This window comes from Kribbella sp. NPDC050820 (genome assembly GCF_040653975.1).
GTDB lineage: Bacteria > Actinomycetota > Actinomycetes > Propionibacteriales > Kribbellaceae > Kribbella.
Window position 1 is genome coordinate 70,078 of record NZ_JBFAHB010000035.1, and the last position, 22,823, is coordinate 92,900.

Consider the following 22,823-nt stretch of genomic DNA (forward strand, 5'->3'; position numbering starts at 1 on the left):
GGAACGCTGGAAAACTCACCGACGGTAGCGCTCCGGCTGCGGTCCGCTGAGATGGGCGTGTGATCCAAATCACACTGGATCGCCGACTCAAACGACCGTTCCATAGACCAGTCCCGTGAAACGGTCGAAGGTTTCCCCCTGCCGGAGCCACCAGGTGGCTCGGTCACGGTGACTCAGAGACCCAGGTCGCGGCGGAGCTTGGCGACGTGGCCGGTCGCCTTGACGTTGTACTGCGCGACCGCGATCTTCCCGTCCGGGTCGACGACGAAGGTGGAGCGGATCACCCCCGTGACCTTCTTGCCGTACATGGTCTTCTCGCCGAACGCGCCGTACGCGGTCAGGACCTGCTTGTCCGGGTCGCTCAGCAGCGGGAACGTGACCGCGTCCCGCTCGCGGAACTTGGCCAGCTTCGCCGGCTTGTCCGGGGAGATGCCGAGCACGGCGTACCCGGCGGCCTGCAGCGAGTCGAGCGAGTCGCGGAAGTCGCAGGCCTGCTTGGTGCAGCCCGGGGTCATCGCGGCCGGGTAGAAGTAGACGATCACGTTCCTGCCGCGCAGGCCGGCCAGCGAGACCTCGTTGCCGTCGGCATCCGGCAGGGTGAACTCGGGTGCGGTGTCGCCGACGGACAGACGTTCGGACATCAGGGCCCTCCACACGGATCGGTTGACTGTGCGCAATGTTACGTGCGGGATAACTGGAGACGGTTCCGGGTGCGAGCGCGGCCGACCTGGGTGAAGATGCGCAGATGAGCCGCGCACCGTCCCGCCCCGCGGGCCCCCAGCTGTTCGACGGGTACCTCGACCCGCGGCGTCCGCACGCCGGCGCGTACGACGAGATGTTCGACCCGGTCGACGGGGTCCGGACGGCGTACAAGCGGCTGCACGACTCGCTCAAGCCGCTGCAGCCGGGCGACCTCACCGCCCGGTCCGAGGCGCTGGACCGGGCGCTGGTCGACCAGGGCATCACCTTCAGCCTGTCCGGCCAGGAGCGGCCGTTCCCGCTGGACCTGGTGCCGCGGGTGATCACGGCCTCGGAGTGGTCCCGGCTGGAGCGCGGCATCGTGCAGCGGGTCCGCGCGCTGGAGGCGTTCCTGGCCGACATCTACGGATCGCAGCAGATCGTCGCGGACGGTGTGCTGCCGCGGCGGCTGATCACCTCGTGCGAGCACTTCCACCGGCAGGCGGCTGGGATCGCGCCGCCGAACGGGGTCCGGATCCACGTGGCCGGGATCGACGTGGTGCGTGACGAGCAGGGTGACTTCCGGGTGCTGGAGGACAACCTGCGCAGCCCGTCCGGGGTGTCGTACGTAATGGAGAACCGCCGGACGATGACCAGGGTGTTCCCGGACCTGTTCGCCAAGCACCGGGTCCGTGCGGTCGGCGACTACGCCGTCCACCTGCTCAGAGCGCTCCGGGCGGCCGCTCCATCGAGTGCGACCGACCCGAACGTCGTCGTACTCACGCCGGGCGTCTACAACTCGGCGTACTTCGAGCACTCGCTGCTGGCCCGCCAGATGGGCGTGGAACTGGTCGAGGGGCGTGACCTGCTCGCCCGCAACAACGTGATCTACCTGCGCACCACCGAGGGCGAGCAGCGGGTGGACGTGATCTACCGGCGGATCGACGACGACTTCCTGGACCCGGTGCAGTTCGTGCCGGACTCCGTGCTCGGTGTCGCGGGCCTGGTGAACGCGGCGCGGGCCGGCAACGTGGTGATCGCCAACGCGATCGGCAACGGCGTCGGCGACGACAAGCTGATCTACACCTACCTCCCGGAGATCCTGAAGTACTACCTGGGCGAGACTCCGCTGCTGCCGAACGTCGACACCTACCGCTGCTGGCTGCCGAACGAGCAGACCGAGGTGCTGGACCGGCTGGACGAGCTCGTCACCAAGCCGGTCGAGGGCTCTGGTGGGTACGGCATCGTCTTCGGGCCGGATGCCTCGCCGAAGGAGCTGCTGGCCCAGCGGCGCCGGATCAAGGCCAATCCACGCGGCTGGATCGCGCAGCCCGTCGTACAGCTCTCCACTGTGCCTACCAAGGTCGGCGAGCGGCTGCAGCCGAGACATGTGGACCTGCGGCCGTTTGCGGTGAACGACGGCGACGACGTGTTCGTGCTGCCGGGCGGACTGACCCGGGTGGCCATTCCGGAGGGCAGTCTGGTCGTCAACTCGTCGCAGGGTGGCGGGTCGAAGGACACCTGGGTGCTGGCGCCCAGAGCCTCCGACGAGGACGCCGAGCTGCGCGGCCGCGGGCTGGGCGCGACCGGGGTCAAGAAGGACGAGGCCTCGACGCTGGAGCAGGGGCCGGAGCTGAACATCGCCCAACAGCAGCAGCAACAGTGATGGGGAGGTGCTGACGATGCTCGCACGCAACGCCGAGTCGCTGTACTGGATCGGCCGGTACGTCGAACGCGCGGACGACACGGCGCGGATCCTCGACGTGTCGGTCCATCAGCTGCTCGAGGACGCGACAGTCGACGCCGACACCGAGAGCCGCACGCTGCTGTCGGTCCTGGGCATCACCCCGCCGGACGGCACCCAGCTGGACGTGTGGGGGCTGACCGAGCTGGTCGCGATGTCGCCGGAGACCGGTTCGATCGTGTCCTCGATCGGGAGCGCCCGGGAGAACACCAGGGTGGCGCGCGAGGTGGTGTCCAGCGAGCTGTGGCAGTGCATCAACGCCATGTGGAACGCCGTACCCGAGCGGCAGCGGGCTGCTCGCCGGGTGGGGCCGCACGAGTTCTTCACGTTCGTGGAGAACCGGGCGGCGATGTTCGCCGGGCTGGCGGACTCCACGATGAGCCGGGACGACGGCTGGCGGTTCCTGGTGCTCGGCAGGTCGGTGGAGCGGGTCGACATGATCGTGCGACTGCTGATGTCCCGGGTGGGCGACAAGCCGACGTCGCCGGGATGGGTGACCGTACTGCGCTCTGCGGGTGCTCACGACACGTACTTGCGGACGTATCGCGGGGCGCTGGACGCGTCGCGTGTGGTGCAGTTCCTGCTGATGGACAGGCTCTTCCCGCGGTCGGCCTTCCACGCGCTGACACAGGCTGAGTCCTGCCTGGTCGAGCTGGACCACGGGCCGTCTGCCCGGATCGGTGCCGGTGCGGAGGCATCCCGGCTGCTGGGGAAGGCCCGTAGCGACCTGGAGTTCCTGCGACCGGCCGAGCTGCTGGACGACCTCACTGGCCGGCTGCAGGCATTGCAGACGACAGTGCGCGAGGTCGGCGAGGCAGTGTCGAGGCAGTACTTCCATGCAGTGCCGTGGATCGAGTGGAACAACGCGGAGGTGAACCTGTGACCGGGGTGGTGGGGCGGGGAAGGAATCGAGCACAGTGGCGTCTTCGCGTAGTCCATACAACCGGCTACCGCTATGCGACTGCAGTGACACAGTCCTACAACGAGGCTCGGCTCACTCCGCGCAGCGATGACCGGCAGAACCTCATGGTCGCCCGCCTCGAGACCGTCCCGGCGACCAGGGCCTACAAGTACACGGACTACTGGGGCACTGAGGTCAGCTCCTTCGACCTGCACACGCCCCACACCGAGCTGAAGGTCGTTGCCGCCTCGGTGGTGGAGACGACCGAGCAACCGGCGCCGACCGTCGACGCCACGTGGACGCAGATCCGGGCGGAGGAGAACCTCGACCGGTACGCCGAGTACCTCGAGTGGACGGCGTACGTGCCGAAGCATCGTGAGCTCGCTGCGGTGGCCCGGTCGCTGCGCAAGGGCATAACGCCGCAGGAGACCGTGCTGGCGGTGTCGAAGTGGGTGCACGACAGGCTGAAGTACCAGCGTGGCACCACTGGCGTGCACTCCTCTGCTGTCGACGCCTGGCAGGCCGGAGAGGGCGTGTGCCAGGACTACGCGCACCTGACGCTCGCCATGCTGCGGGCGGTCGGCGTACCCGCGCGCTATGTGTCCGGCTACCTCCACACCAAGCCCGACGCGGCGGTGGGCGAGACAGTCGTGGGGGAGAGCCATGCGTGGATCGAGGCGTGGACCGGGGAGTGGTGGGGCTTCGACCCGACCAACGACATCCCGATCGGGCACCGGCACGTCTGGGTGGCCACCGGCCGCGACTACGCCGACGTGTCCCCGCTCAAGGGCATCTACTCCGGCGGCGCGGCGACCGCAATCGAGGTGACCGTCGACATGACCCGGTTAGCCTGAGCGCATGCGGGCGATGACAGTCACGACGGGGAAAGCTGACTCAGCCGCAGTAGGAGAGGTGGAGGAGCCGCCGGACTCGGACGGTTCGATCCTGGTCGAGGGACTGCTCACCGGGATCTGCGGCACGGACGTGGAGCTGGTCTCCAGCGGGTTCGGCCGGGGCAGACCAGGCTCCGACCACCTGGTGATCGGCCACGAGTCGCTCGGCCGGGTCCTGGAGGCCCCGGAAGGCTCCGGCTTCAGTCCCGGCGACCTGGTGGCCGGTGTGGTCCGCCGGCCCGACCCGGAGCCCTGCCCAGCCTGTGCACGCGGCGAGTGGGACTTCTGCCGCAACGGCCTCTACACCGAGCGCGGCATCAAGGAGATGGACGGGTACGGCGCCGAACGCTGGCGAGTCGACCCGTACTTCGCCGCCCCGGTCCCGCAGCAGCTCGGACACCTCGGCGTACTGGTGGAGCCGGCCAGCATCCTCGCCAAGGCGTGGGAGCAGGTCGACCGCGTCGGGTCGCGCTCGTGGTACGGACCCGAGCAGGTGCTGGTCACCGGGGCCGGTCCGATCGGCCTGCTCGCCGCTCTGATCGCATCGCAGCGCGGGTACGGCGTACACGTGCTGGACCGGGCCACGGAAGGCCCCAAGCCCGAGCTGGTCCGGGCCCTCGGCGGTACCTATCTCACCGACCTGGCTGACCTGCACGTCACGCCGGACGTGGTGATCGAGGCGACCGGCGCCGGGCAGGTGGTGTTCGACTGCGCCAAGCTGCTCGCCCCGGCCGGGGTGATGTGCCTGACCGGGATCTCGCCTGGTCCGGCGACCATCGACGTACCCCTGGACGCCCTCAACCGCCAGCTGGTCGTCCGCAACGCCGCGCTGGTCGGGTCGGTGAACGCGGCAAAGCGGCACTACGCGGACGCGGTCGACCTCCTGCAAGCCGCCGACAAGGCCTGGATGGAGGGGCTGATCACGCGGACCGTGCCGCTGTCGGAGTGGCCGAGCGCATTGGCCCGGGAACCGGAAGACATCAAGGTGGTCGTCGACTTGCAGCGATGACCTGCGAGGATGGACTCAGCAGGGCCTGCCCGGCCATCCCGGGGCAGGTCCAGGAGACGAAGGGAGTGTCGACAGGTGCCGGACACGCAGGCTCGGACCGCCGAGCAGATCGAGGCGGACATCGCCGCCACCCGCGCGCGCCTGGCCTCGACCGTGGACGAGCTGGTCGACCGGGCGCACCCGAGGAACGTTGCCAAGCGGCAGGTCGAGCAGGCGAGGGCCCAGGTCTTCGACGAGCGCGGCCAGCTGCGGACCCAGAAGATCGTCGCGGTCGGCGGCGCCGCAGTCGGCGTGGTCGCCGTGCTGCTGCTGATCCGCCGGCTGGTGGGCCGCCGGTGACTCCACGCAAGCGGCTCTCGGACGACAAACTGCCGATCCGGATGCTGCACGACCGGGTGCTGGTCTCCCTCGAGCAGGAGGGCGAGCGGAAGTCCTCGGCGGGCATCCTGATCCCGGCCACGGCCCAGATGGGCCGCCGGCTGGCCTGGGCGAAGGTCGTCGCGATCGGGGCCAACGTACGGACCGTCGAGGTGGACGACCGGGTGCTGTTCGACCCGGAGGACCGGGCCGAGGTCGAGGTCCGCGGCGACGACTACATCCTGCTCCGCGAGCGCGACCTGCACGCGGTCGCCGCCGGCCGCCTCGAGGACGGCCAGACCGGCCTCTACCTCTGATCGAGGCCGTACAGGCGGACGGCGTTCTCCCGGGCCCACAGCGTGGCCACGCGGACGGCGTCGTCCGCAGACCAGTCGCCTTGCGCCACGAAGCCGTCGAGCACAGAGCCGACGGCACGCCGCCACAACATGGCGCCGAGGAAGTGCAGCTCCGCCGGACCCCACGCGTCCGAGGAGTAGAGCAGCTTCGCGAACGGCGCCAGCTCCAGCCCCTCGGCCAGTACGGCGGCCGCCCGCGCACCGACGTACATGGTGGTGAGCCCGAGGTCCAGGTGCACGTGCGGGAACACATGTGCGAGGTATGCCGCGTTGCGGTGGAACGGATAGCAGTGCAGCAGCACCACCTGCGTGCCGAGCGGCTCCACGAGACGCAGCCACTCGGTCAGCAACACCGGATCGGCTCTATGCAGTTGTAGATCCGTGTCACCGAAGCCGACGTGTAGCTGTAGCGGCAGTCCGCGTCGCGCGCCGGTCCACAGCAACCAGCGCAGCAGCACGGGATCCACGACTCGCCCAGCACCCGCCGAGTACCACCGATCCAGAGCAGCCAGTACGTCGGCGCTACTCGGCTCGGCCGGGTCGAAGTCGAACCCGTACCGATACGCCACGATGCTCTTCAGCCCGACAGCCCTAGCAGTCCGCTCCGCCAAACGCCTTACCAGCGCATCGGGTACGGCGGCCACGTCGGACTGCTGCGTGGCGACGTACTCGAGCTCGGCCTCCAGCCGCACCACCTCGTGCGCGAGGGAACCACTGAGCTTCGCCAGCTCGTCGACGCCGGTCACTGCATCACCCAAGTAGCCGGTGTCGACCAAGTAGTCGCTCACCCCGGCCGCATGCAGGAACAAGCTGTTCACGTCGGCCGCCTGGGACCGCGCGGTCAGATACTCGTCCGGTGCTGCGTGCGGAGCCAGTCCGAGCAGCGGAGCGCAGTACCGGCGGATCGCCAGGCCCAGCTGCGAGTCGAACGTCGACATCCACAGCGGGACGGGCCGGTCGGACTCGGTGATCAGCTGCTCGAAGCCGGCTCGGTCGAGGGGTCCTTTGACGGCCCCGTGCACGTGGTGATCCACCAGCGCCAAGCCGTCCAGGTGCTCAGCCAACATGGCTGCTCAGCCGGAAGCGCGACGGAACCGACGCCTCGCCCGTCACCAGACCGCGGACGAACTCACCGACCAACGGCACGAACTTGAACCCCTGCCCGCAGAATCCAGCCGCGACCGTGATCGGCCCGACCCGGTCGATCACGAAGTTGTCGGTGGGCGTGTTGTCGTACAGGCAGCTGATCGCCGTCGACCTGGTCAAGTCCAGGCCGGGGAACCACTCCTCGACGTACCGCACCAGCTGTTTGTCCCGTTCCGGCTCGGCTCCGAAGTCCCGCTGGTCCGGATCGACCTCCGGACCGGTGGCGTGCAGGCCGACCTTCACGCCGGACCCGGGTTCGAACAACCCGTAGCGGCCCCTGTGGACGAACGACGGCCAGTCGAAGTCCGCCACCGGCTCGAAGAACCGCGGCTGCTCCTGCGTCACCCGGAACGGCGGCAACGGCACCAGCCCGGTCAGCAGCTTCGGCGCCCACGCACCGGCCGTAACCACGACCTGCCGCGCCTGCACAGCCCCATCGGGTACGTCGAGCTCGACCACATCACCCTGGACCCGCAAGGCCCGCACCGGCGACAGCTCCCGGAACTCCGCGTTCGCCACTCGCTGCAGTGCACTGACAGTCCGGTCGGCGTACAACCGCCCGGACCCAGGTTGGTAGAGCACCGGAGTCTCGAACCGCATACCCTGCCACCGCTCGGCCGCCTCGGTTGCTGTGAGCACCTGTCCGGTCGGGTGCAGGGCCCGGAAGGTCTCGACGGCCGCCTCGTCGACTCCGTGGTCGATCCCACCGGTCACCTCGAACAGCGTCTCGCCGGACTCGTCCTCCAGCGCCCGCCACAGCCCACGCGCCTGCTCGGTCAGCTGCGCGACCTCAGCGTTGTCCGCTGCCGGCCGGAACAGCCGTGTGCCACCATGCGACCCGCCACGCACATGCCCGAGCTCGTACTGCTCCAGTACGACGACCTCGCGCCCGGCAGCCGCCAACGCCCGCGCAGCCGCCGACCCCATCGCGCCCGCGCCGACCACTGCCACGTCGTACGTCATCTCATCCGGCCCTGGTCGTCGTACCGGGCGCGCATCAAGCCCTCGACGGCCTGGTGGTCGGAGCGCGGCGAGTCGTGCAGGGCTGCCATCGTGCTGGCCCGATCGGCTTCGGTCCGGTTCTGCCCCAGCTTCACCTTCGCGGTCACCTGATCGACCCGCAGGGTGAACGCCTGCAGCTCCGGCAGCAACTCGTTCGTCCGGTCGCGCGCCCACTCGTCGCCTCGCCAGCGCGCGTCCGGGTCGCTCGGGTTGAGCGTCTCCTCGTGGTCCTTGACGAGCCGGGTCAGGTGCGCCCGGACGGCGTCCGGGTCGTCCAGCGGCACCGCCTGCCCACGCAGTTCGATCGCCACGAAGTTGTACGTCGGCAGACCGCGGGTCGCGTACCACGCCGGGCTCACGTACACCGACGGCCCGAGCACGCTGATCAGGATCCGGGCGCGCTGCCGGATCGACTCCGCGAACGGGTCGAGGGCAGCCACATGGGCGACGATCTCCAGGCCGTCGTCCCGCCGTACCTGGACCGGGACGTGCGCGATCCGCAGGTCGGGCTGGTCCGTCACGAGCGTGGCGAACGGCTGCGCCTCGATCAGCCGGGTCACCTCGTCCAGGTCAGGCTCCACGTAGTCGGGGGCGACGTACATCCGGGCTCCGTTCCGTTGTCGGCGGTCTCCCTGCAGAGTAAGGCCATGACTTCTGCCGACCTGCTGCTCCGCAACGCCCGCCTGGTCCGCGACGGCGCGCCGGCCGATCCGGTCGACATGCTGATCTCCGCCGGAACGATCGCGTCCATCGGGTCCGCCGAGCCCGACGGCGCGGAGGTGGTCGACCTCGACGGCCGCTACCTGATGAACGGGCTGTGGGACCACCACGTGCACTTCCAGCAGTGGGCCCTGTCCCGTCAGCACCTAGACCTGTCCTGTACGACGTCCGCGCGCGAGGTCGCGGATCGGGTCCGGGACCGGCTCGCCACCAACCCGCCACCAGCCGGGGGCGCGCTGCTCGGGTACGGGTTCCGCGACGGGCTCTGGCCGGACCAGCCGCTCAAGTCGCTGCTCGACGACGTGTCGGGCGACGTACCGGTCGCGCTCGCCAGTGGCGACCTGCACTCCGGCTGGCTGAACAGTGCGGCGATGCGGCAGCTCGGTGCGGTGGACCGGCCGAGCGGTCTGCTGCGCGAGACGGAGTTCGCGCCCGTGATGAAGCTGCTGGCGACCGCTCCGGCCGTCGTCGGCGAGTTGGTCGCCGATGCCGCGCGTACGGCGGCCTCCCGCGGCGTCGTCGGGGTCGTCGACCTGGAGAACGCTCGCAACACGGAGGTCTGGAGCGACCGGTACGCGGCCGGGATCGACGTCCTCCGGGTCGAGTGCAGCGTCTACCCGGAGAACCTCGACTGGGCGATCGCACAGGGACTGCGGTCGGGGGACGCCGTACCGGAGACCGGTGGCCTGATGACGATGGGGCCGTTGAAGGTGATGACGGACGGCTCGCTGAACACGCGGACGGCCTACTGCCACGATCCGTACCCGGGGATGGCTGAGGACGCCTACGGGCTGCTCGTCGTACCGCCGGAGGTGCTGGTGCCGCTGATGCAACGGGCCTTCGACCACGGGATCACGAGTGCGATCCACGCGATCGGGGACCACGCGAACCGGCTGGCGCTCGACGCGTTCGAGAAGGTCGGCTGCGCCGGGACGATCGAGCACGCGCAGTTGCTCGCGCCGGAGGACTTCCCGCGGTTCCGCGAGTTGGGTGTGGCGGCGAGCGTGCAGCCGGTGCATGCGCTGGACGATCGCGACGTGGCGGATCGGCACTGGGCCGGGCGGACTGGGCGAGCCTTTGCGTTCGGTGGGTTGCTGGCGGCGGGCGCTGAGTTGCGGCTGGGGTCGGATGCGCCGGTGGCGCCGCTCGATCCGTGGCTGTCGGCGGCGGCTGCTGTGCATCGTTCAGGTGACGAGCGCGAGTCGTGGCATCCGGAGCAGGAGATCCCGGTTGGCGCTGCGCTGGACGCCTCGACCCGCGGCGGCCGGACTCCGCGTGCGGGCGCTCCGGCCGACCTCGTCGTACTCGACGCCGACCCGATGCTCGCCGCAATCGACGAGCTGCGGGCCTTCCCGGTCCACTCGACCCTGCTCGCGGGCCGGTGGACCTGGCGCGCCTAGAAGCTGTTCGGGCCGAAGCGGAAGACCGCGACGAGCAGCGCGAGGATCAGCAGGACGGCGTTGATGGCGATCGGCTGCGTCTCCTTGCGGCGGGCGTGCGTGATCGCCGCGCCGAGCATCAGCACGGCGAGGCCGGTCGCGGCGAGCGGGACCAGGACCGGGGCGATGTCGAGGACGGCGGGCAGGATCAGGCCGAGCGCGCCGAGCACCTCGGCGGCGCCGATCAGCTTGACCGTGCCGGGCGAGAAGTCCTCGACCCATTGCATGTTCGGGTTCGCGAGCAGCTTGCGCCGTTCCTGCGTCAGCTTCATCACGCCGGCGCCCAGGAAGAGGGCGGCGAGCAGCCCCGCGACGATCCACAGAAAGACGTTCATGTCCCACTCTCAGTCATTGGTTGACGAATCAACTCAACGCTAGACCCGGATGACTTGAAGCGTCAACTAATGTCGTAAAATGTGCTCATGGACGACGGGGTGCGGTGGCTGGAGCAGGACGAACTGGCGAGCTGGATGGCGTTCGCGGCCCTGATGTTCAAGCTTCCCGGCGCGCTCGACTTCCAGCTCCAGCGCGACTCCGGGCTGAGCCATTTCGAGTACCTCGTGCTCGCCGGGCTGTCCGAGTCGCCCGGCCGATCGCGGCGGATGAGCGATCTGGCCGGCTTCGCGAACGGCTCGCTCTCGCGGCTGTCCCATGTCGTCAAGCGCCTCGAGCAGCGCGGCTTCGTCGAGCGTCGCCCCGCCGAGGACGACGGCCGGATCACCGTCGCGACGATCACCGACGCCGGGTACGACGTCCTCGTCGCGGCCGCTCCTGGTCACGTCACGACCGTCCGCGAGCTCGTCATCGACGCCCTGACTCCGGAGCAACTCGTCCAGCTGAAGACCATCGCCGACCAGATCCTCGCCAAGGTCGACCCGGGAAAGCCCTGCTGAATCGCCGGCAAATCGCTTGCTCCGAGCGAACGGTCGTGCTTTTATTTTGCTGTGAGCAAGGGCGAACAGACACGGGCTGCCGTGCTGGACGAGGCCGCGCGGGTGGTCAGCGCGGCCGGCCTGAGCGGTCTCACCATCGGCCTGCTGGCCGACCGCATGCAGCTGTCGAAGAGCGGCCTGTTCGCGCACTTCCGCTCCAAGGAGCAGCTCCAGGTCGCGGTGGTCGAGCGTGCGGCCGAGCTGTTCGCCGAGCGCGTCGTCCGCCCTGCGCTCCAGGCGCCCCGCGGTGAGCCGCGCCTGCGTGAGCTCTTCGACCGCAAGCTCCGCTGGGACAACGGCGATCTCGCCCTGCCCGGTGGATGTTTCTTCGCCAGCGTCTCCGCCGAGCTCGACGACGCGCCGCCGAGCCCGGTCCGCGACCGGGTCGTGAGCGCCGAGCGCGACTACGGCGACCTGCTCGCCAACGTGTTCCGGACCGGCATCAGCGAGGGCCACTTCCGCCCCGACGCCGATCCCGAGCAGTACGCCTTCGACATCCGCGGCGTCCTGCTCTCGTACCACCACGCCAGCCGGCTGCTGGCCGACCCCAAGGCCGAGGACCGAGCACGTACCGCCTTCGAGGCGCTCGTCCGGGCGGCTCGCCTCTGACCCTGACCTGATGATCTGGAGTAGTCGACATGGCAGCAAAGAAAAGCACGAACGTTCGGTTCTTTAGATTCGGATTCAGCCTGCTCGAGCGGGTCGCGCCGGGCGTCGGTGCGGGGGTGCTCAACCGGCTGTGGTTCCGGGTCCCCGCCGTACCGGAGAAAGCTCGGCGGCCGCGCGGTGAGCTGCCGGCCGCGACCCCGTTCGACGTCGACGGGATCCGCGGGCGGTCGTACGGCGCGGGGCCGACCGTCTACCTCGTGCACGGGTGGGGTGGCTGGGGGTTGCAGCTCGGCGCCCACATCAAGCCGCTGGTCGACGCGGGCTTCCGAGTGGTCACGTACGACGCCTGGAGCCACGGCGACTCGGCTCCGGGCCGCGAAGGTAAGAACGCGTCCACCCTCCTCGAACTCGCCGACTCGCTGAAGACGGTGGTCGCCGCACAAGGTCCGGCGTACGGCGTGGTCGCGCACTCGCTGGGTGCACCCGCGACCGCGTTGGCGATGCGCGACGGGCTCGACGTCGACCGCGTGGTCTTCATCGCCACGGCGACGGACTTCACGGACTGGCTCGACCAGTTGCAGGCGGCCCTCGGCTTCGGAGCGCGGATCCGGGCCGGGTTCCTCCGGCGTTTCGAGGCGCGCTTCGGCCCGATGGACTCGTTCCATCTGAACGCGGTCATCCCGGCCATCGCCGAGCGCCGCGCGCTGCCGCTGCTCTTGCTCGTCCACGATCGCTCCGACCCGGAAACGCCGTACCAGGGCAGTGTCGACGTCACCGGCGACTGGCCGGGCGCTCGCCTGGAGACGAGCGACGGGCTGGGGCACCGGCGCATCCTGCGCGACCCCGACCTGGTGAAGAAGGCGGTCGAGTTTCTCGCGGAGCGAGCGCCGGGCGACCGGCGATCCGGCCGGCAGGAGAGAATGCTGGGGTGATCTTCGAGACCTCCAGCCGGTTGCCGGACTTTCCGTGGGACAAGCTCGCGCCGTACAAGCAGAAGGCGGCCGCCCATCCCGACGGGATCGTGGACCTGTCCATCGGCAGCCCGGTGGACCCGGTGCCGGACCTGATCCAGCAGGCGCTCGCGGACGCGGCCGACGCACCGGCGTACCCGACCACGATCGGTACGTCGACCGTGCGGCAGGCGGCCGTGGACTGGATGGCCCGGCGTCTCGAGGTGCCCGGCGTGGACCCGCAGACCGGCGTGCTGCCGGTGATCGGCACCAAGGAGCTGATCATGCTGCTGCCGACGCTGCTGGGGATCGGCGCCGGCGACACCGTGCTCATCCCGGACCTCGCCTACCCGACGTACGAGGCCGGTGCCGCGTTGGCTCGGGCCACCAGCGTTCCGATCGCCGACCCCACGACGTACGACGGGCCGGTGCGGGTCGCCTACCTCAACTCCCCGCGGAACCCGTCGGGTGAGATCACCTCGCCCGAGGACCTGCGCCACGCCGTCGAGTGGGCACGGGCGAACGACGTGCTGCTGGTGAGCGACGAGTGCTACGCCGAGTTCGGGTGGGACGCGCGGCCGGTGTCGGTGCTGCACCCGGACGTGTGCGGCGGCAGCTTCGACAACCTGCTGGCGGTGCACTCGCTGTCGAAGCGGTCGAACCTCGCCGGCTACCGGGGCGGTTTCGTGGCCGGTGACGAGACGGTCGTCGCGGAGCTTCTTGCCGTGCGCAAGCACGCCGGCCTGATGGTGCCGTCGCCGATCCAGGCGGCGATGGCGGCCGGCTTCGCGGACGACGCCCACGTCGACAAGCAGCGGGAGCGGTACCTGCGGCGCCGCGCCGTACTGCGCGATGCCCTGACCGACGCCGGCTGGGTCATCACCCTGTCCAACGGCGGCCTGTACCTGTGGGCCGAGCACCCGGACCACGACTCCTACGGCTCGGTCGGCGCGCTCGCGGACCGCGGCATCCTGGTCGCCCCGGGAGCCTTCTACGGTACGGCGGGGGAGCGGCACGTCCGCGTGGCGCTGACCGGCACCGACGAGCGTATCGACGCCGCGGTGAAAAGACTGCAGGAATAACAGAACTTCCACGTCCTGTGTGACGTCTTCCTCTTCGACCGCATCTTTAGTGGGTAAGTTGCGGTGAGGGGAGAGGGGCGATCACATGACGTGGCGGGTTCTTGGGGTGGGTTTGGCGGCGGTGCTGCTTGCGGCAGGCTTGCACGCGCCCAGTGCTTCGGCGGACGACGAGCCGACGCCGTCGGAAACGCCGTCGTCGGCGGCCGTCGAGGAGCCCACGCCGACGCCCACTCCAACTCCAACTGCGACCCCAACCGAGACGCCGACGCCGACGCCAACTCCGACGCCCACGCCGACGCGGACGGCGGCGGCCGCGGAGTGGGAGATCACGCTGGACCCGATCGCCGCGTCCTGGGAGGACCGGCCGACGGTCTTCACAGGCAGGATCAACCAGCCGATCACCGGGTCGTACATCACCCTGTGGCAGCGGGTCCCCGGCGCCTGGGTGCTGCGCGCGTCCACCCGGACCACGACCGGCGGCGTCTACTGGTTCAGCTACACCTCGGCCACGCCGGGCACGTGGGCGTTCCGGACCATGATCGGCGTCAAGGCCGAGACCGCGCTGGCGATCTCGCCGTACCAGTCCTCCAACATCCAGGACCGCAAGATCGTCCTCAACACCCCGGCGCCGTGGTACGCGACGCTGACCGGCGCCTCGGTCACCGGCCGGATGACCCCGGCCGAGCCGGGCAAGGAGCTCGCGCTGCAGGACTACCTCGGCAGCGGCAGGTGGCGGCTGCTCGCGATCGGGAAGATGGACAGCTACGGCAGATTCCGGCTGCGGGTGCCGGACGACGTGCCGGCGACCCGGACCGTCCGTGTGGTCACGCGCTGGGTGACGCAGCCACAGATGGAGTACTCCGGCCTGGCCACGATCGTGGTCAAGGCAGCGCTGAACCCCAAGGTGTACGCCGTCTCGGCCTCGATGGTGCCGTACACGTACCGGTCCGGCTGTCCTGTCGGGCCGTCGTCGCTGCGGCTGATCCAGCTCAACTACTGGGGTTTCGACGGCAAGGTGCACCGCGGTGAGCTGATCGTCCGGGACGCCGCCGTGTCGAAGATGATCACGGTCTGGACCTCGACGTTCGCCTCGAAGTTCCCGATCCGGCAGATGCGCCGGGTGGACCGGTTCGGCGGCAGCGACATCAAGTCGATGGAGGCGGACAACACGTCGGTCTTCAACTGCCGCCGGGTCACCGGCAACCCGTACGCCCTGTCGCCGCACTCGTACGGGTGGGCCATCGACATCAACACCGTCGAGAACCCGTACCTGGCCGCCAACGGCGTCTGGTACCCGTCGAACGGCCTCGCCTACCGCAACCGCTCCATCGTCCGTCCCGGCATGCTCTTCGCCAGCAGTACGGCGACCAAGGCGCTGATCAACCAGGGCTACTTCTGGGGCGCGTACTGGAGCAAGCCCGACTACCAGCACTTCCAGCCGAAGTGAGGGCAGTCGCCGCGGCGGCGGTCCTCTCGGTGCTGCTGGTGGGGTGCAGCGGCGAGGAGACACCGCAGGCTGCTCCCACCCCAACCCCGTCCATCCCCGAGACCGTGGGTGGGACCGTGCCCGTGCCCACCAACACGCTGAGCACGGTCAAGCCGACGGATGCCGCCGTACCGCCTCAGTTGCCGGAGGAGGCGACGGCTCCGCCGCCGGCCACCGCTGGACCGCTCACTGCACGCAACCTGCCGACGCCCGACAAGCTTGGCTCGGGCTGGAAGACGTACGTCGACCCCGGCGGTGCGGAGGTCGGCTTCCTGGGCAACGACACGTGGACCCGTCGACGTGAGCCGCACCAGGCTGCGTATGAAGCGTTGCCGGTCGGCTGCGCCGGTCAGCTGCCGTCCGGGTCGTTGCCGGTGCCGCAGTACGCACTGCAAGGCGCCTACCGCACAGCGGACGACAAGCCCGGCACAGCGCTCCTCCTGCGGTTCACGGCTGCTGACAAGGCGACGGCGTACCGCGCTGGTTACCAGGCGCGCATGGCAGCCTGCGGCGACGGCGGCGACCTCAGCGTGAAGCAGCTGTGGTCGGAGGACAGCGCAGCAGCCGGAGTACGGCGCTATGGGGGCGACGAGGCGGAGCAGTACGTCGATGTGTCCGTGGTGCAAGGCTCCACGGTCGCCCTGCTCGCCGCCGCGTCCGCTGAGCCCGACAAGCAGTCCGACTGGGCGCACGACGTCGTACAGGCGCTGCAAGCTGTCATCGATGTCCCGTAACAGAAGTTTTATTACCTTTCAGTATTTGTTGTCTTACACTCCCGTTATGGGTGACTTCGACCGGTATGCCCGCCACACCGCGGACCTCGACGCGCCGTACGCGGTGGTCGACCTGGCCGCGTTCCGGCGGAATGCGGACGACCTGGTCCGCCGCGCCGGGGGGACACCGATCCGGATCGCCTCGAAGTCGGTCCGCTGCCGCGCGCTGATCGCGGCCGCGCTGGAGCGGCCCGGGTTCCACGGCGTGATGAGCTACTCGCTGCCCGAGGCGCTCTGGCTGGCCGGCAACGGTGTCGACGACATCCTGCTCGGTTACCCGACCACCCACCGGACCGCGCTGCGCTCGCTGGCCGAGGATCCCGAGGCGGCCGCGCGGATCACGCTGATGATCGACTCACCCGAGCACCTGGCGTTCATCAAGTCCGTCACCGCCGGCGGCGCCCGGATCCAGGTCTGCCTCGACGTGGACGCGTCGCTGCGCGTCCTCGGGCAGCATCTCGGGGTCCGGCGTTCCCCGCTCCGGACGCCGGCCGAGGTCGCCGGGCTCGCCCGCAAGGTGGTCGCCGACGACGCCTTCGAGTTGGTCGGAGTGATGTTCTACGAGGCGCAGATCGCCGGCCTCCCGGACACGTCGCCGGCCGTCCGCTGGGTGAAGCGCCGCTCGGCGGCCGAGCTGGCCGACCGTCGCGGCGCCGTGGTCGATGCCCTCAAGCAGTTCGCCCCGCTGCGGCTCGTGAACAGCGGCGGCACCGGCAGCCTCGAGGTCAGCAGCGCTGATCCGGTCGTCACCGAGGTCACCGCCGGCTCCGGTCTCTACGGCCCGACCCTCTTCGACAAGTACGACGTCTTCCAGCCGGCGCCCGCGGTCTTCTTCGCGCTGGACGTCGTACGGCGGCCGGCGCCGCGGATCGCCACGCTCTTCGGCGGCGGGTACGTGGCGTCCGGTCCGGCGAAGAAGTCGCGGCTGCCGTTGCCGACCTGGCCGGCCGGATTGAAGCTGCTCGGGACCGAAGGCGCCGGCGAAGTGCAGACTCCGGTCCAGGGGAAGTCGGCCGACACGCTGCGGCTCGGGGACCGGGTGTGGATGCGGTACGCGAAGGCGGGCGAGATGCTGGAGCGGTTCGATGTCGTGCACGCGATCGACGGTGACGAGCTGACCGCGCTCGCGACGTATCGGGGCGAGGGGAAGAACTTCGGATGAGCACCTGGCGGAACTGGGCCGGCACCGAGTCGGCGACCGGCGTGGAGCTGCTCCGCCCAGCGTCCGCCGACGAGCTCGCGGCCGCGGTCAAGGCCGCCGCCGAGCAGGGCAAGAAGCTCAAGGCAGTCGGTTCCGGCCACTCGTTCACCGGCTGCTCGGTGCCCGAGCAGGTGATGATCCGGCTCGACGGGCTGTCCTCGATCACCAATGCGGACAAGGCGTCCGGCCTCGTCACGGTCGGCGCCGGCACCGGCCTGCGCAAGCTGAACGCCGGGCTGGCGGCCTTCGACCTGGCGATGGCGAACCTCGGCGACATCGACAAGCAGACCATCTCCGGCGCGATCTCCACCGGCACGCACGGCACCGGCGTACGGCTCGGCGGCCTCGCCACCCAGGTGGTCGGGCTCGAGCTGGTCACCGCCGACGGGTCGGTCCTGCACTGCTCCGCGGAGGAGAACGCGGACGTCTTCGACGCGGCCCGGATCTCGGTCGGCGCGCTCGGCGTGATCACCTCGCTGACCCTGCAGTGCGTGCCGGCGTTCCTGCTGCGGGCACAGGAGATGCCGCTGCCGCTGCCCGAAGTGCTGGACGGCTTCGATGAGCTTGCCGACGGCAACGACCACTTCGAGTTCTACTGGTTCCCGCACACCGACATCGCGCTCACCAAGCGGAACAACCGGGTCGCGGCCGGCGTCGGCGCCTCCCCGGTCAGCTGGATCCGCGGCTGGGTCGACGACGAACTGCTGTCCAACAAGGTGTTCGAGCTGACCAACCGGCTGGCGACCCGCCGACCCGGGCTGGTGCCGCGGATCAACCGGGTCGCGTCCCGCGCACTGTCGGCCCGGGAGTACGTCGACGCGTCGTACAAGGTGTTCTGCTCCGAACGCAACGTGGTCTTCCGCGAGTCGGAGTACGCCGTACCGCGGGAGCACGTGGTCGAGGTGATCCGCCGGCTCCGGGCCTGGATCGACGCTTCGGGAACGCACTACCCGTTCCCGATCGAGATCCGGGTGGCCGCTGCGGACGACATCTGGCTGTCGACCGCCCACGGCCGCGACACCGCCTACATCGCCATCCACCAGTACCACCGGCTCGAGCACGCCGAGTACTTCCGCGCCTTCGAGCGGATCGTCGCCGAGTACGACGGCCGGCCGCACTGGGGAAAGCTGCACACGTTGACCGCGGACGACCTGCGTGCCCGGTATCCACGGTTCGACGACTTCCTCGCCGTACGCGACCGCTTGGACCCCAACCGTGCCTTTTCGAACCCTTACAGCCGGCAGGTCTTCGGCTAGCCTGCGGGCATGACCGGTGTGGAGAAACTGGACGCAGTAGCCGAGGACTGGCAGAAGGCGCTGGCGATCGTCGCGCACCCGGACGACCTGGAGTTCGGGTCGGCCGCCGCGGTCGCTCGATGGACCAGGCAGGGCAAGGAGGTCGTGTACTGCATGCTGACCTCCGGTGAGGCCGGCATCGACGGCGTGGCGCCGGACGAGTGCGGCCCGCTGCGCGAGGCCGAGCAGATCGAGTCGGCGCGGATCGTCGGCGTGTCGGCGGTCGAGTTCCTCGGCCAGCCCGACGGCACGATCGAGTACGGCGTCGCGCTCCGCCGCCTGATCACCTCCGTGATCCGGCGGCACCAGCCGGAGATCGTGATCACCAACAACCTCCGCGACACCTGGGACGGCGACGTACTGCTGAACCAGGCCGACCACATCAACACCGGCCGCGCCACCCTGGACGCGGTCCGGGACGCGGCCAACCGGTGGATCTTCCCGGACGCGGGGGAGAAGTGGAACGGCGTACGCCAGGTCTGGGCCTCCGGCTCACCCACCGGCCGGCACGCCGTCGACACCACCGACACCTTCGACGTCGGCGTCGAGTCGCTCCGCGCCCACAAGGCCTACATCGAAGGCCTCGGCTACGACTTCGACCCCACCGAGTTCCTCGAAGGCATCTCCCGAACCACCGGCACCCGCCTAGGCACCAAATACGCCGCCCCCTTCGAAGTCTTCACCCCCTAACCCCCTCCGACCCGGCTGCTGGCCGTCGAGTTGTCGATTTTGGTTGGGAATCGCGGTGATTTTGCGCCAATGTTGACAACTGGGCGGCCGCTTTCGCTCTGAGGTCACGCCGCGCGGTGGGGGTGGTGGCGGGCGCGGAGGTCGGTGGTGATGCGGGCGATGACGGTGTTGGGAGCGGCGAGGAGGTCCCGGGCGGTGACCACCCGGACGAGCCAGCCGGCGCGTTCGAGGTTCTCCCGCCGGCGGATGTCGCGTTGCCACTGCACGGCATCGGTGAGGTGGTGGGCGCCGTCGTACTCGATGGCGATCTCGAGCTCCGGGTATGCCAGGTCGGGCGCCGCGAGCCAGCCGCCGTCGGAGTCGAGGACGACGTGCCCGACGGTGGGCTCGGGCAGTCCGGCGAGTACGAGTAGCAGTCGAAGGTGGGTCTCCATCGGAGAGTCAACTCCGGCCCGGACGAGTCTCGCCGCCTGCCGCGCCAGCCGGATTCCCCGCGCGCCGACAGTCGACTCGGCCAATGCCGACAACGACTCAGGAGTTGCCGGCGTACGACGTACCAGCGAGTCGCCCGCGATGACGAGCGAGGTGAGATCGCTACCGCCGGCGAGATCCAGGAACGTCCGCTCGGGCGACGTCACCGGCAAGCCGTTGACCGTCCATCGATCGAGCTCCCGCACCTGGTGCGCCACCAGACCGCGAACCCGAGGCGCAGAACGCGTCGGGTCCTGCCGAACACTGACATGCACCCGCTCGTCAGCCGGCCCCGACGCACCCCACAACGCCAGCGCAGTGTGATGACTCAGCACGCCGCCCGGCGCGATCAAGAGCGCAGCCTCCGCCCTAAGCCGAAGGCTCACCGCTACGCCGGCAGCAACGTACACCGACCCGAGCACCCGCCGATACCGCCTACCCCGCAACATCCCACGAGAGACCCCAACACCCCCCGCACCCGCAGCACTAACCAGCCCTCCAACCCGATCCTCCACCCCACCACGATCCCCCAATCCCCCCAACCCCCGTCGCCGCTTATCCACACCCCCCGATTCCGGACGCCGAGTTGTCGATAACGGTCGTCGAAGGCCCCAGTTTCCAACCTGGATTGACAACTCGGCGGGTTCAGCGCTCGGGGAGGTCGAGGGCGATCGTGAGGTGGGGCGGGGTCCGGGCGCCGAGTTGTCGACAAGGGTCGTCGAAGGCCCCAGTTTCCAACCTGGATTGACAACTCGGCGGGTTCACCGGTCGGGGACGTCGAGGGCGATGGTGAGGTGGGGTGGGTTCGGGCGCCGCGTTGTCGATAAGGGTCGTCGAAGGGCTCAGTTTCCGACCTGGATTGACAACTCGATCGGGGTCAGCCGTCGGGGAGGTCGATCGTGAGGTGGGGCGCACCCGCGCAGGGCGCTCCCGATACGGCTGGGTTCGGGCGCCGAGTTGTCGCGATAAAGGTCGTCGAAGGTCTCAGTTTCCGACCTGGATTGACGACTCGGCGGGGTCAGCGGTCGCGGAAATCGTGAGGCGTACGGGGGTCGGCCTACACGGCACGTCCGGGGTGGGTTCGGGCGCCGAGTTGTCGATAAAGGTCGTCGAAGGCCTCAGATTCCGACCTGGATTGACAACTCGGCGGGTCAGCGGTCGGGGAGGTCGAGGGCGATCGTGAGGTGGGGTGGGTTGGGGGATGGGCGGCGGGGTTCGCGGTCGCCGGATGGGTCGCCGGGAGGCGGCGGGGTGTGCCAGGAGCGGACGAGGACTCGGCCTTTGCGGGACAGGCGGAGGAGGTCGATCTGCTGGACCTGGCTGGCTGGGATGCCGAGTTGGGCGAGACTGCGGTTCGCCATGGTGCAGGCGGCGTCGTGCTTGCGGGGCGACAGCTTGTGCTGCAGTACGACCGCGATCGTCCCGTCGGGCAGGTCCTCGATCCGCTGGAAGCGCATGCCCTTGTCGAGCGAGTGCGACTTCAGCGCAAGGGTGATGTAGTCGGTGTCGGACAGTCGTCGGTCGGTCTTCGCGCGCGCAACCACTTCATACCGGGCCATGCCTCGATCATCCGTCGCCCACCACCGGTTTTCCAGCAACGCCCCTGGCAACTACCTGCCCCCACCCAGGCCAACTACTGCCCCACCACGCCAACTCCGATGGCCGCCCACGGGAACCCGAGGCCCTGAACAGCAAATATCCTGTTCAACCCCACCACCACGAGCGCACGCCCCCCATCCCCGGCAACATCCGCAGCCCGCAGCACCTTGTAGCCCGCAGCGCCTGCGGCACCCCGCAGCCTGCGGCACCCCGCAGCCCGCGGCACCCTATGGCCCGCGGCGCCTGCGGCACTCCCCGCAGCCCGCGGCACGCAGTCCGCGGTGCCGGCGGCGGTACCCCGCGCAGCTCTCGGCAGGCAGTCCGCGGTGCCTGTGGCACTCCGCGCAGTCCGTGGTGCCCGGTACTCCGCGCAGCTCTCGGCAGGCAGTCCGCCCGCGGTGCCTGTGGCACTCCGCGCAGCCTGCGGCACCCGCGGCACTCGCAGCCCGCGGCGCCTGCGGCACCCGCGCAGCCTGCGGCACTCGCAGCCCGCGGCGCCTGCGGCACCCCGCGCAGCCTGCGGCACTCGCAGCATCCTGTAGCCCGCGGTGCCAGGCACTCCGCGCAGCCCGCGCGCCTGTGGCACCCCGCGGCACCCGCAGTCCGTGGTGCCTGCGGCACCCCTCGCGGCCTGCGGCACCCGCGGCAACCTGTAGCCCGCGGCGCATGCGGCACTCCGCGGCGCCCGCGGTTTGAGGTTGGGTGGGGGTCAGAGGTGGAGGAGGCGGGTGGCTTCGGTTAGGACGGTGGGGGAGGCGAGGGATTGCCAGCGGGGGATTTGGTCCTGGAGGAATGGGCGGAGAGTGGGTTCCAGGGCTGGGGCGTGGTCGAGGACGTCTAGTTCGTTGACGATTGTAAGGTCGACGAAGTCGCGGAGGTCGGCGCCGGACAGCTCCTCGGAGGTGCCGGTGAAGCGGTCGGTGACCGTGTGGTGCTCGGCCAGGTCGCGCCAGGTGGTCTCGCGTTCGCAGGAGCCGTAGCGGTAGACGATCAGCTCGGCCTCAGGGCCGATGACCGCTTCCAGGACGGGACGTTCCTGCTGCCAGTCGAACAGGTGGGTGGGGAACCCATCGGTTCCGTACGCCGCATGCGCGAGGCCGGCCAGCACCAGGGTGTCGGACGCGCCGAGGGTGGTCAGGCGCTTGGCGACGCGGTGGAGGTGGACGTACAGGCTGCCGCCCGCGTGGTCGAGCTCGTCGGCGCCGCGCACCAGCAGCAGCGATCCCATGTCCTGAAAAGCGCTCATCTGACCCCTTCATCCGGAGTGGCCAGGGCCCCGCAGGGACGGCCCAGGGAATCACGGTAAGGCTTCACTCACCCCCTCGCCCAGCAATCCGGCGCGGCGGCTTCGTCACATTGTCTTTTCGGGTACGGCGTGGTGCCGCTGCCGCATGCGTGGTGTGCGGGTGCGGGTAGCTGCCGTTTGGTGCTTTCCACCCTCGTGCGGGAGGTGCGCACGAGCGTCGATGTAGACAGTGGACGGCTCGATC

At 69.8% G+C, this 22,823-nt stretch carries 24 protein-coding genes; 16 read left to right on the forward strand and 8 right to left on the reverse strand.

Translation table 11 applies throughout. The annotated features are described in order from the left end of the window. Positions 1-173: 173 nt before the first annotated feature. Positions 174-641, reverse strand: coding sequence for a thioredoxin-dependent thiol peroxidase (gene bcp, locus AB0H36_RS26930; RefSeq protein ID WP_360529034.1), 468 nt, complete (start codon positions 639-641; stop codon positions 174-176). 104 nt (positions 642-745) lie between these two features. Here bcp and AB0H36_RS26935 point away from each other — a divergent pair, with 104 nt between their 5' ends. The 6 genes from AB0H36_RS26935 to AB0H36_RS26960 all read left to right on the forward strand — a co-directional run bounded on the left by AB0H36_RS26935 (position 746) and on the right by AB0H36_RS26960 (position 5,899). Next, the gene (locus AB0H36_RS26935) at positions 746-2,344 is read left to right on the forward strand and encodes a circularly permuted type 2 ATP-grasp protein (RefSeq protein ID WP_360529037.1); all 1,599 of its coding nucleotides are present in this window, start codon (positions 746-748) and stop codon (positions 2,342-2,344) included. Between the two features lie 16 nt (positions 2,345-2,360). Continuing rightward, positions 2,361-3,305, forward strand: a complete 945-nt coding sequence (locus AB0H36_RS26940; RefSeq protein WP_360529040.1) for an alpha-E domain-containing protein — start codon at positions 2,361-2,363, stop codon at positions 3,303-3,305. Between the two features lie 8 nt (positions 3,306-3,313). Further along, entirely contained in the window at positions 3,314-4,177 is an 864-nt protein-coding gene (locus tag AB0H36_RS26945) for a transglutaminase family protein (RefSeq protein WP_360529099.1), read from the forward strand. Positions 4,178-4,181: 4 nt separating this feature from the next. After that, on the forward strand, positions 4,182-5,225 hold the full coding sequence (locus AB0H36_RS26950) for a glucose 1-dehydrogenase (RefSeq protein WP_360529043.1): 1,044 nt from the start codon (positions 4,182-4,184) through the stop codon (positions 5,223-5,225). Positions 5,226-5,300: 75 nt separating this feature from the next. Beyond that, positions 5,301-5,564: a DUF3618 domain-containing protein gene (locus AB0H36_RS26955; RefSeq protein WP_360529046.1), complete on the forward strand. Its 264-nt coding sequence runs from the start codon at positions 5,301-5,303 to the stop codon at positions 5,562-5,564. Between the two features lie 41 nt (positions 5,565-5,605). Beyond that, a complete protein-coding gene (locus AB0H36_RS26960) occupies positions 5,606-5,899 on the forward strand; it encodes a co-chaperone GroES (protein WP_131362142.1) in 294 nt (97 codons plus the stop codon). Here the strand turns inward: AB0H36_RS26960 and AB0H36_RS26965 are convergent. From AB0H36_RS26965 to AB0H36_RS26975, 3 genes are read right to left on the reverse strand one after another with little or no spacing between them, the layout of a single operon-like run. After that, positions 5,890-7,005: an amidohydrolase family protein gene (locus AB0H36_RS26965; RefSeq protein ID WP_360529049.1), complete on the reverse strand. Its 1,116-nt coding sequence runs from the start codon at positions 7,003-7,005 to the stop codon at positions 5,890-5,892. The genes AB0H36_RS26960 and AB0H36_RS26965 overlap by 10 nt on opposite strands. Further along, the gene (locus tag AB0H36_RS26970; protein WP_360529051.1) at positions 6,995-8,047 is read right to left on the reverse strand and encodes an FAD-dependent oxidoreductase; all 1,053 of its coding nucleotides are present in this window, start codon (positions 8,045-8,047) and stop codon (positions 6,995-6,997) included. The genes AB0H36_RS26965 and AB0H36_RS26970 overlap by 11 nt, the downstream gene beginning before the upstream one ends. After that, positions 8,044-8,688, reverse strand: a complete 645-nt coding sequence (locus AB0H36_RS26975) for an FMN-binding negative transcriptional regulator (protein ID WP_360529054.1) — start codon at positions 8,686-8,688, stop codon at positions 8,044-8,046. The genes AB0H36_RS26970 and AB0H36_RS26975 overlap by 4 nt, the downstream gene beginning before the upstream one ends. 45 nt (positions 8,689-8,733) lie before the next feature. On the opposite strand from AB0H36_RS26975, the gene AB0H36_RS26980 reads away from it, so the two are divergent. After that, complete coding sequence (locus tag AB0H36_RS26980) at positions 8,734-10,206, forward strand: amidohydrolase family protein (RefSeq protein ID WP_360529057.1); 1,473 nt, start codon at positions 8,734-8,736, stop codon at positions 10,204-10,206. Here the strand turns inward: AB0H36_RS26980 and AB0H36_RS26985 are convergent. After that, entirely contained in the window at positions 10,203-10,580 is a 378-nt protein-coding gene (locus AB0H36_RS26985) for a DoxX family protein (protein ID WP_360529060.1), read from the reverse strand. The genes AB0H36_RS26980 and AB0H36_RS26985 overlap by 4 nt on opposite strands. Before the next feature lie 87 nt (positions 10,581-10,667). Between AB0H36_RS26985 and AB0H36_RS26990 the strand changes: the two genes are divergently transcribed. From AB0H36_RS26990 to AB0H36_RS27030, 9 genes are all read left to right on the forward strand, one after another. Next, a complete protein-coding gene (locus AB0H36_RS26990) occupies positions 10,668-11,138 on the forward strand; it encodes a MarR family transcriptional regulator (protein ID WP_360529063.1) in 471 nt (156 codons plus the stop codon). 51 nt (positions 11,139-11,189) lie between these two features. Then, a complete protein-coding gene (locus AB0H36_RS26995) occupies positions 11,190-11,786 on the forward strand; it encodes a TetR/AcrR family transcriptional regulator (RefSeq protein ID WP_360529066.1) in 597 nt (198 codons plus the stop codon). Positions 11,787-11,815: 29 nt separating this feature from the next. Then, positions 11,816-12,718: an alpha/beta fold hydrolase gene (locus tag AB0H36_RS27000; protein ID WP_360529069.1), complete on the forward strand. Its 903-nt coding sequence runs from the start codon at positions 11,816-11,818 to the stop codon at positions 12,716-12,718. Beyond that, positions 12,718-13,818: a succinyldiaminopimelate transaminase gene (gene dapC / locus AB0H36_RS27005; protein WP_360529102.1), complete on the forward strand. Its 1,101-nt coding sequence runs from the start codon at positions 12,718-12,720 to the stop codon at positions 13,816-13,818. Before AB0H36_RS27000 ends, dapC begins: the two co-directional genes overlap by 1 nt. Positions 13,819-13,903: 85 nt before the next feature. Further along, the gene (locus AB0H36_RS27010) at positions 13,904-15,265 is read left to right on the forward strand and encodes a M15 family metallopeptidase (RefSeq protein ID WP_360529072.1); all 1,362 of its coding nucleotides are present in this window, start codon (positions 13,904-13,906) and stop codon (positions 15,263-15,265) included. Beyond that, on the forward strand, positions 15,262-16,038 hold the full coding sequence (locus AB0H36_RS27015) for a hypothetical protein (RefSeq protein ID WP_360529075.1): 777 nt from the start codon (positions 15,262-15,264) through the stop codon (positions 16,036-16,038). Before AB0H36_RS27010 ends, AB0H36_RS27015 begins: the two co-directional genes overlap by 4 nt. A 46-nt stretch (positions 16,039-16,084) precedes the next feature. After that, positions 16,085-17,239: an amino acid deaminase/aldolase gene (locus tag AB0H36_RS27020; protein WP_360529078.1), complete on the forward strand. Its 1,155-nt coding sequence runs from the start codon at positions 16,085-16,087 to the stop codon at positions 17,237-17,239. Further along, a complete protein-coding gene (locus AB0H36_RS27025) occupies positions 17,236-18,534 on the forward strand; it encodes a D-arabinono-1,4-lactone oxidase (RefSeq protein ID WP_360529081.1) in 1,299 nt (432 codons plus the stop codon). The genes AB0H36_RS27020 and AB0H36_RS27025 overlap by 4 nt, the downstream gene beginning before the upstream one ends. 9 nt (positions 18,535-18,543) lie before the next feature. Beyond that, the gene (locus AB0H36_RS27030) at positions 18,544-19,263 is read left to right on the forward strand and encodes a PIG-L deacetylase family protein (RefSeq protein WP_360529084.1); all 720 of its coding nucleotides are present in this window, start codon (positions 18,544-18,546) and stop codon (positions 19,261-19,263) included. A gap of 104 nt (positions 19,264-19,367) precedes the next feature. Here AB0H36_RS27030 and AB0H36_RS27035 read toward each other — a convergent pair whose 3' ends face one another. From AB0H36_RS27035 to AB0H36_RS27045, 3 genes are all read right to left on the reverse strand, one after another. Next, positions 19,368-20,183, reverse strand: a complete 816-nt coding sequence (locus AB0H36_RS27035; RefSeq protein ID WP_360529087.1) for a hypothetical protein — start codon at positions 20,181-20,183, stop codon at positions 19,368-19,370. Between the two features lie 702 nt (positions 20,184-20,885). Continuing rightward, on the reverse strand, positions 20,886-21,293 hold the full coding sequence (locus AB0H36_RS27040; RefSeq protein WP_360529090.1) for a hypothetical protein: 408 nt from the start codon (positions 21,291-21,293) through the stop codon (positions 20,886-20,888). Between the two features lie 749 nt (positions 21,294-22,042). Next, positions 22,043-22,579, reverse strand: a complete 537-nt coding sequence (locus tag AB0H36_RS27045; protein WP_360529093.1) for a DUF6817 domain-containing protein — start codon at positions 22,577-22,579, stop codon at positions 22,043-22,045. Between the last annotated feature and the right edge of the window lie 244 nt (positions 22,580-22,823).

Bases quoted from the DNA above. Each gene is read 5' to 3' on its own strand.
- bcp (WP_360529034.1), bottom strand. From the start codon at position 641: ATGTCCGAACGTCTGTCCGTCGGCGACACCGCACCCGAGTTCACCCTG.
- AB0H36_RS26935 (WP_360529037.1), top strand. From the start codon at position 746: ATGAGCCGCGCACCGTCCCGCCCCGCGGGCCCCCAGCTGTTCGACGGG.
- AB0H36_RS26940 (WP_360529040.1), top strand. From the start codon at position 2,361: ATGCTCGCACGCAACGCCGAGTCGCTGTACTGGATCGGCCGGTACGTC.
- AB0H36_RS26950 (WP_360529043.1), top strand. From the start codon at position 4,182: ATGCGGGCGATGACAGTCACGACGGGGAAAGCTGACTCAGCCGCAGTA.
- AB0H36_RS26960 (WP_131362142.1), top strand. From the start codon at position 5,606: ATGCTGCACGACCGGGTGCTGGTCTCCCTCGAGCAGGAGGGCGAGCGG.
- AB0H36_RS26965 (WP_360529049.1), bottom strand. From the start codon at position 7,005: ATGTTGGCTGAGCACCTGGACGGCTTGGCGCTGGTGGATCACCACGTG.
- AB0H36_RS26970 (WP_360529051.1), bottom strand. From the start codon at position 8,047: ATGACGTACGACGTGGCAGTGGTCGGCGCGGGCGCGATGGGGTCGGCG.
- AB0H36_RS26975 (WP_360529054.1), bottom strand. From the start codon at position 8,688: ATGTACGTCGCCCCCGACTACGTGGAGCCTGACCTGGACGAGGTGACC.
- AB0H36_RS26980 (WP_360529057.1), top strand. From the start codon at position 8,734: ATGACTTCTGCCGACCTGCTGCTCCGCAACGCCCGCCTGGTCCGCGAC.
- AB0H36_RS26985 (WP_360529060.1), bottom strand. From the start codon at position 10,580: ATGAACGTCTTTCTGTGGATCGTCGCGGGGCTGCTCGCCGCCCTCTTC.
- AB0H36_RS26990 (WP_360529063.1), top strand. From the start codon at position 10,668: ATGGACGACGGGGTGCGGTGGCTGGAGCAGGACGAACTGGCGAGCTGG.
- AB0H36_RS27000 (WP_360529069.1), top strand. From the start codon at position 11,816: ATGGCAGCAAAGAAAAGCACGAACGTTCGGTTCTTTAGATTCGGATTC.
- AB0H36_RS27010 (WP_360529072.1), top strand. From the start codon at position 13,904: ATGACGTGGCGGGTTCTTGGGGTGGGTTTGGCGGCGGTGCTGCTTGCG.
- AB0H36_RS27020 (WP_360529078.1), top strand. From the start codon at position 16,085: ATGGGTGACTTCGACCGGTATGCCCGCCACACCGCGGACCTCGACGCG.
- AB0H36_RS27025 (WP_360529081.1), top strand. From the start codon at position 17,236: ATGAGCACCTGGCGGAACTGGGCCGGCACCGAGTCGGCGACCGGCGTG.
- AB0H36_RS27030 (WP_360529084.1), top strand. From the start codon at position 18,544: ATGACCGGTGTGGAGAAACTGGACGCAGTAGCCGAGGACTGGCAGAAG.
- AB0H36_RS27035 (WP_360529087.1), bottom strand. From the start codon at position 20,183: ATGTTGCGGGGTAGGCGGTATCGGCGGGTGCTCGGGTCGGTGTACGTT.
- AB0H36_RS27040 (WP_360529090.1), bottom strand. From the start codon at position 21,293: ATGGCCCGGTATGAAGTGGTTGCGCGCGCGAAGACCGACCGACGACTG.
- AB0H36_RS27045 (WP_360529093.1), bottom strand. From the start codon at position 22,579: ATGAGCGCTTTTCAGGACATGGGATCGCTGCTGCTGGTGCGCGGCGCC.